7 protein-coding genes are annotated in these 5,961 nt (G+C 33.9%); 3 read left to right on the forward strand and 4 right to left on the reverse strand.

All coding sequences use genetic code 11. From position 1 onward, the window contains the following. A partial coding sequence (locus DNC80_RS09265; RefSeq protein ID WP_182650963.1) for a hypothetical protein occupies positions 1-332 on the forward strand: 332 nt, incomplete at its 5' end. A 44-nt stretch (positions 333-376) separates the two neighbouring features. Next, complete coding sequence (dnaX, locus tag DNC80_RS09270) at positions 377-1,462, forward strand: DNA polymerase III subunit gamma/tau (RefSeq protein ID WP_182650964.1); 1,086 nt, start codon at positions 377-379, stop codon at positions 1,460-1,462. A gap of 28 nt (positions 1,463-1,490) precedes the next feature. Here the strand turns inward: dnaX and DNC80_RS09275 are convergent, their stop codons facing one another. Next, complete coding sequence (locus tag DNC80_RS09275) at positions 1,491-1,688, reverse strand: hypothetical protein (protein WP_182650965.1); 198 nt, start codon at positions 1,686-1,688, stop codon at positions 1,491-1,493. A gap of 49 nt (positions 1,689-1,737) precedes the next feature. On the opposite strand from DNC80_RS09275, the gene DNC80_RS09280 reads away from it, so the two are divergent. Next, the gene (locus tag DNC80_RS09280; RefSeq protein WP_244289553.1) at positions 1,738-2,112 is read left to right on the forward strand and encodes a DNA polymerase III; all 375 of its coding nucleotides are present in this window, start codon (positions 1,738-1,740) and stop codon (positions 2,110-2,112) included. A gap of 16 nt (positions 2,113-2,128) precedes the next feature. Here the strand turns inward: DNC80_RS09280 and DNC80_RS09285 are convergent, their stop codons facing one another. The 3 genes from DNC80_RS09285 to DNC80_RS09295 form a co-directional block, all read right to left on the reverse strand. Continuing rightward, positions 2,129-3,019, reverse strand: a complete 891-nt coding sequence (locus DNC80_RS09285) for a Ppx/GppA phosphatase family protein (RefSeq protein WP_182650966.1) — start codon at positions 3,017-3,019, stop codon at positions 2,129-2,131. A gap of 75 nt (positions 3,020-3,094) precedes the next feature. Beyond that, the gene (ppk1, locus tag DNC80_RS09290; RefSeq protein WP_182650967.1) at positions 3,095-5,182 is read right to left on the reverse strand and encodes a polyphosphate kinase 1; all 2,088 of its coding nucleotides are present in this window, start codon (positions 5,180-5,182) and stop codon (positions 3,095-3,097) included. Then, positions 5,179-5,664, reverse strand: coding sequence for a histidine phosphatase family protein (locus DNC80_RS09295; RefSeq protein ID WP_182650968.1), 486 nt, complete (start codon positions 5,662-5,664; stop codon positions 5,179-5,181). The genes ppk1 and DNC80_RS09295 overlap by 4 nt, the downstream gene beginning before the upstream one ends. Positions 5,665-5,961: the final 297 nt, after the last annotated feature.

Consider the following 5,961-nt stretch of genomic DNA (forward strand, 5'->3'; position numbering starts at 1 on the left):
CACCCACACAATCACAAGATTTTGGTCCAGGTTGGCCTTTACCTCCTGAATTTAAGCGTGATAAATTTGGTAAAATCATCGAGCCAACTGAAACTGATTATAAGATCAACGACTTGGAATTCAAAATAGAATCATTAAGAAGTTTTATTTATCAGTTAGAACAATTAAGAGCCTATAAATTATCCCAAAATATAATTTCAGAAAATGAAAAAAATACAATTTACAACAAAGGAATAATCATTTCTTTGATTATCAATATGCTATTATTTTCAATTCTAATTTACATTTTTGCAAGGAAAAGATTTTCTTCAAATAAACAAATTAGTAAATAAACAAATCAACAAAAAACCTATATTTGCTATCCAATAAAAATGCTATGGAACAATTTGTTGTATCGGCCCGTAAATATCGTCCACAAACTTTTAAAGATGTTGTAGGACAAAAAGCCATTACAAGCACTTTGCTCAATGCTATAGAAAGCAACCATTTAGCATCGGCTTTATTGTTTACAGGTCCTCGTGGTGTGGGTAAAACCACCTGCGCTCGTATTCTAGCTCGCAAAATCAATCAACCTGGATATGATGATCCTACCGAAGATTTTGCTTTCAATGTATTTGAACTTGATGCTGCTTCAAACAACTCTGTAGATGATATCCGAAATTTAATTGACCAAGTTAGAATCCCACCCCAAACGGGGCAATATAAAGTATACATTATTGATGAGGTGCACATGTTGTCCTCAGCAGCTTTTAATGCCTTCTTAAAAACATTAGAAGAACCTCCTAAGCACGCCATTTTTATTTTGGCCACGACCGAGAAACATAAAATCATCCCTACAATACTTTCTCGTTGTCAGATATTTGATTTCAAAAGAATAACCGTAAAAGATGCCAAAGAACATCTTGCTGAAGTCGCTACCAGTCAAGGCGTAATTTTTGAAGATGATGCTTTACATATCATTGCTCAAAAAGCGGATGGTGCCATGCGTGATGCCCTTTCTATTTTTGATAGAGTCGTTTCCTTTTGCGGGAAAAACTTATCCCGTCAAGCCGTTACGGAGAACTTGAATGTGCTTGATTACGAAACGTACATCAACATGACCAACTTGATTTTGGAAAATAAAATTCCAGAATTATTAATGGCTTTTAACGAAATCCTTGCCAAAGGTTTTGATGCGCATCATTTTGTATCAGGACTAGCATCGCATTTTAGAGATTTGTTAGTATCTAAAACTCCGGCTACTTTAACTTTGTTAGAAGTAGGAGAACAAGCCCAGCAAATGTATGGTGCACAAGCTCAAAAATGCAGTCAAGATTTTTTATTGAAAGGAATCGATATTGCTAACGATTGTGATTTAAAATACAAATTGAGTCAAAACCAGCGATTGCTTGTAGAACTTTGTTTGATGCAACTTGCCTCTATCACTATTGATGGAGAAAAAAAAAAGTTGAGCAATATATAATTCCACCCACATATTTTAGAAAAAACGACTACTCCATAAGTGTCGCAAAAAAAATAGAAACGGCGGTAACCTCTACTTCTACACCTGAAAGTAAACCAGAAATTCCAGCTGAGGTATTAGTACAACAGCCAGCTAAAGTAATTCCAACTCCTGTTGTAGCTACTCCCGTTTCAACCATCGGAGAACCAAAAGTCTCAGCGTTTTCACTCGCTAGTATCCGAGCCAAAAAAGCATTAGAGGAGAGCAGTAAAGGAATCGTAAAAGAAACTGTTCACTTGCCAACCGAATCTTTTACAGAGACTGAAATGTTAGTGTATTGGAACAAATATGCACAACGATTAGGTGACAAGGGATTTAAAATAATGGAATCCTTACTTCTCATAAACGATCCAAAACTCGACGGAACAACCATAACAATTGAGTTGCCAAACGAAGGATCTAAGCTAGATTTTGAAAAAGAATTACACGGATTGTTAGGCTATTTAAAAGGCCATTTACACAATCATGACATTACTATCAATGTAGTTGTAAACGAAACTATAGAAACCAAAAGAAGTTTTAACGACCAAGACCGCTACAACAGGTTGCTACAAATAAATCCAAATATAGAGCTTTTACGCACTACATTTGGATTAGATTTAGACGCTTAATTATAAAAGAAAAACGTTATATTTTACCGTAATACATGGCTTTTACAATTCCATCAGAAAGACCTATTTTGGGTACATAAATATTTCGGGCACCACTCCATTTCATAGCATTCATATAGATGCGCGTTGCAGGAATAATTACGTCAGCTCGATCTGGATTTAATCCCAGTTCTGATATTCTTTGCTCATAAGATAAAGAATTCAAGAACGAATATTGGGAATTCATGTAGATGTACGACAATGGTTTTTCCTGAATTTTACCCGATAATTTAAATAATTTATTGATGTTTCCACCAGAACCTATGAGTGTAACCTCGTCATATTCTTGAGTGTTGGTTTTAATCCATTTTTCAATTTCGTCCCATACTACATCGCAAACCATATTATTGAGTAAGCGCACTGTCCCTGCTTTGAAGGACCTAGAAGTTATCATTTTACCATTAGAAAATAGTGTAAATTCAGTACTTCCACCACCCACATCTACAAAAAGATAGGTTTGATCCGATTTTAATAAATGATGTAAATCAGTTGAAGCAATAATGGCAGCTTCTTTTTTGCCATCAATAATTTCGATTTTTATATCGGCTTTTTTCTTAATGATTGCAACAACCTCTTTGCCGTTATACGCTTCGCGCATGGCCGATGTTGCAAATGCCATATAACGCTCTACTTTATGTACCTTCATCAGCAAGTTAAATGCTTTCATAGCATCGCACATTCTATCAATGTTCTCTGCAGAAATTTCACCCACTGTAAAAGCATCTTGCCCTAAACGGATAGGCACCCTCACAAGGGAACTTTTATTAAATTGCGGTTCTTTGCCGTCTTGTTCCACAATATTGACAATTAACAATCGCATTGCATTTGAGCCAATATCAATTGCAGCGTATTTTTTTATTTGAATCATATTTCTTGTGTTTGAAACTCCTGATCAAGGTGACGGATCTTATTCAGGTTAAAATTGTAATTGGTAAAACAAAAACTATGCTAAATTTTCTTTCTTAGTAGCATCCTCTAGTTTTTTTTCATAATAACGGTACGTTTCTAGCTGCGCTCTAAAGATAGGATTATGATTTCGAGGGCGGTATTTATTATCAAATTTATGAGAATGAAACCTTGCTTTTACGTTTCCTTTCCAGCCAATGTCAAAATTGTCAATCAGTTCTTTTTTAATATCTTGATCATAAATAGGACAAGTAACTTCTACCCTACCATCTAGATTTCGAGACATAAAATCAGCCGATGAAATATAGACTTCTGTTTGTCCCGCATTCCCAAAAATATACACTCTTGAATGTTCTAAATAATTATCAACTATACTAATTGCCTCTATGTTATCACTCATACCAGGAATTCCAGGAATTAAGGAACATATCCCTCGTACCTCTAGTTCAATTTTCACACCGGCTCGACTGGCTTCATAAAGTTTATCAATCATGGCAAAGTCAGACAAACTATTCATTTTTAGTTTTATATGTGTTTTTCTTCCTGCCAGTGCATGAATAATTTCCCTGTCAATTAATTTTACAAACTTAGTTCTGGTGTAATGAGGTGACACTATCAAGTGTTTGTAACGATGTACTCTATAATTAATATCAAAAAATTCAAAAATTCTCATGATGTCTTTCAAGATCTGCTGATGACTGGTAAAAAGTGTTACATCAGTATATACTTTAGCCGTAGATTCGTTAAAATTACCCGTTGAGATAAAACCATAACGTTTTATTTTATAGTTTTCTACTCTTTCGATAACACATATTTTACTGTGTACCTTTAATCCTTTAATACCAAAAATAAGTTCAATACCTTCAAGCTGCATTTGTTCTGCATAAGAGATGTTTGAAGCTTCATCAAAGCGGGCTTGTAATTCTATTTGAACCGTTACTTTTTTTCCGTTTTTGGCAGCATTAATTAAGGAACTAATGATTTGCGAATTTTTGGCTAAACGGTACAACGTAATTTTTATTGAAACCACTTTTGGGTCTAACGCAGCTTCTCTCAAAAATTTGGTTAAGTATGAAAAAGACTGGTACGGAGCATTCAGCAAATAATCTTTTTCGCTTATTTTTTCTAGCATACTTCCCTCTAAACTTAATCCAGGAATAGGCAACGGAGGTTTCGATTCATACAATAAATCAAATCTCCCTAAATTAGGAAAATCCATATAATCCCTTCTGTTATGGTAACGACCACCCGGAATAATACTGTCTGTAGATACAATTTTCATTTTATCCAAGAAAAAATTCAATGTATCCTCTTCAATCAATTGATCGTAAATAAATCGAACTGGCTCTCCTATTCTCCTGTCTTTTACGCTCAAGGAAATTTTCTCAATCATACTTTTGCTCAAATCACTGTCAATGTCAAGTTGCGCATCTCTAGTGATTTTTATCATGTGTGCCGAAACACTTTCATAATCAAAAATGTTGAAAATATTATTTAAATTGTGTCGGATCACATCATCCAAAAGTATGATATATTGTTTTTCATCATGTGATGGCAAGACCACAAAGCGGTTGATGGTTTTTGGAATTTCAATGACAGCATAACGTACTTCATCGTCCTTTTTCATAACCAATTTTATGGCTAAATAACCAGAGGTATCCTTAAGCACAGGAAATTCAGCCAAATCATTCAAAATGATAGTCACTAACTCAGGACTCACTTTTTGAATAAAAAAATCTTTTAAGAAAATTTCTTGCTCAATAGAAATATCTGCTTCGGTGATGATGAAAATATTTTTTGTTTCTAGTTCACTTTCTATAATATTTAGAATTCGTAAACTTTCAGATTGTTGCTCAATAACAATCTCTGTAATATCCTTAACCAGTTGTTGCGCTGAAATTCCGCCTAGATACTTTTCACCTGTAATTCCGGTTAAGCTTAATCGTCTAATGGCTGCAAAACGAACTCTAAAAAACTCATCTAAATTATTCGAAAATATGCCTAAGAACCGCAAACGATCCAATAATGGAACCGAAGTGTCACCCGCCTCTTGCAAAACTCTTGCATTAAAAGCCAACCAGCTTTTTTCTCTATCAATATATTTGTATGCTAACGTTTTATTCATTTTAAATCTTTCGGAAATAGTATATGTTCTGTTTTAGCTTTTTTAATGGTTTTCCAATGTGGCGAATCAAACTTTAAAAAAACAAAGCCTGATGTAGGAACGTTATCTATGGACACATCCCCGTAACGATTGACAAAATCAGTGATGGCTTCGTTGTGACCAAAAATCATCAAACTCTCTATGTCATCTGGACAGGATTCCACCACTTTTTGGAGCTGTTTTCTATCAAAGGTATAAAGGTCGTCTTTGTAAATGATACTGTCAAGCGGAAACAAAAAATTTTGTGCAAAAATTAACGCCGTATTTGTAGTTCTTTTGGCAGTACTGCACCATATAGTAAATGTTTTTGGCAACAAAGACTTGACATGACCTGCTACAAGATGAGCATCTTTCATACCATTACATGTTAAAACTCTATCTTTATCCTGAACGGGAACCTCCCAACTCGATTTTGCATGCCTAACCAAAATTAAATTTTTCATACTTTACATTATTTGGCATTTATTAACCGGTTCAACATGAATTAAAAGTAAAACCAAAGTACAAAAAAAAACGTAATTATTTGCAGGGCAAATTAGTTGTTTTAATAATTTGATTCACAATTATTTACTTTTAATAAATTATAGAGAAGTATGTAATAAATTAGTAACTTGTAAATAAGTAAATAAGTTATCAGATCACTTCTTAAAAAATTAAAAGTATTAAGTCAAAATTAGCCATAAAACAACTCGATTATAGACTATTTTTAGTCATTTATCGGCTATTTAGGTCATTAAAAG

This window comes from Flavobacterium sp. SOK18b (assembly GCF_014156605.1).
GTDB lineage: Bacteria > Bacteroidota > Bacteroidia > Flavobacteriales > Flavobacteriaceae > Flavobacterium > Flavobacterium tiangeerense.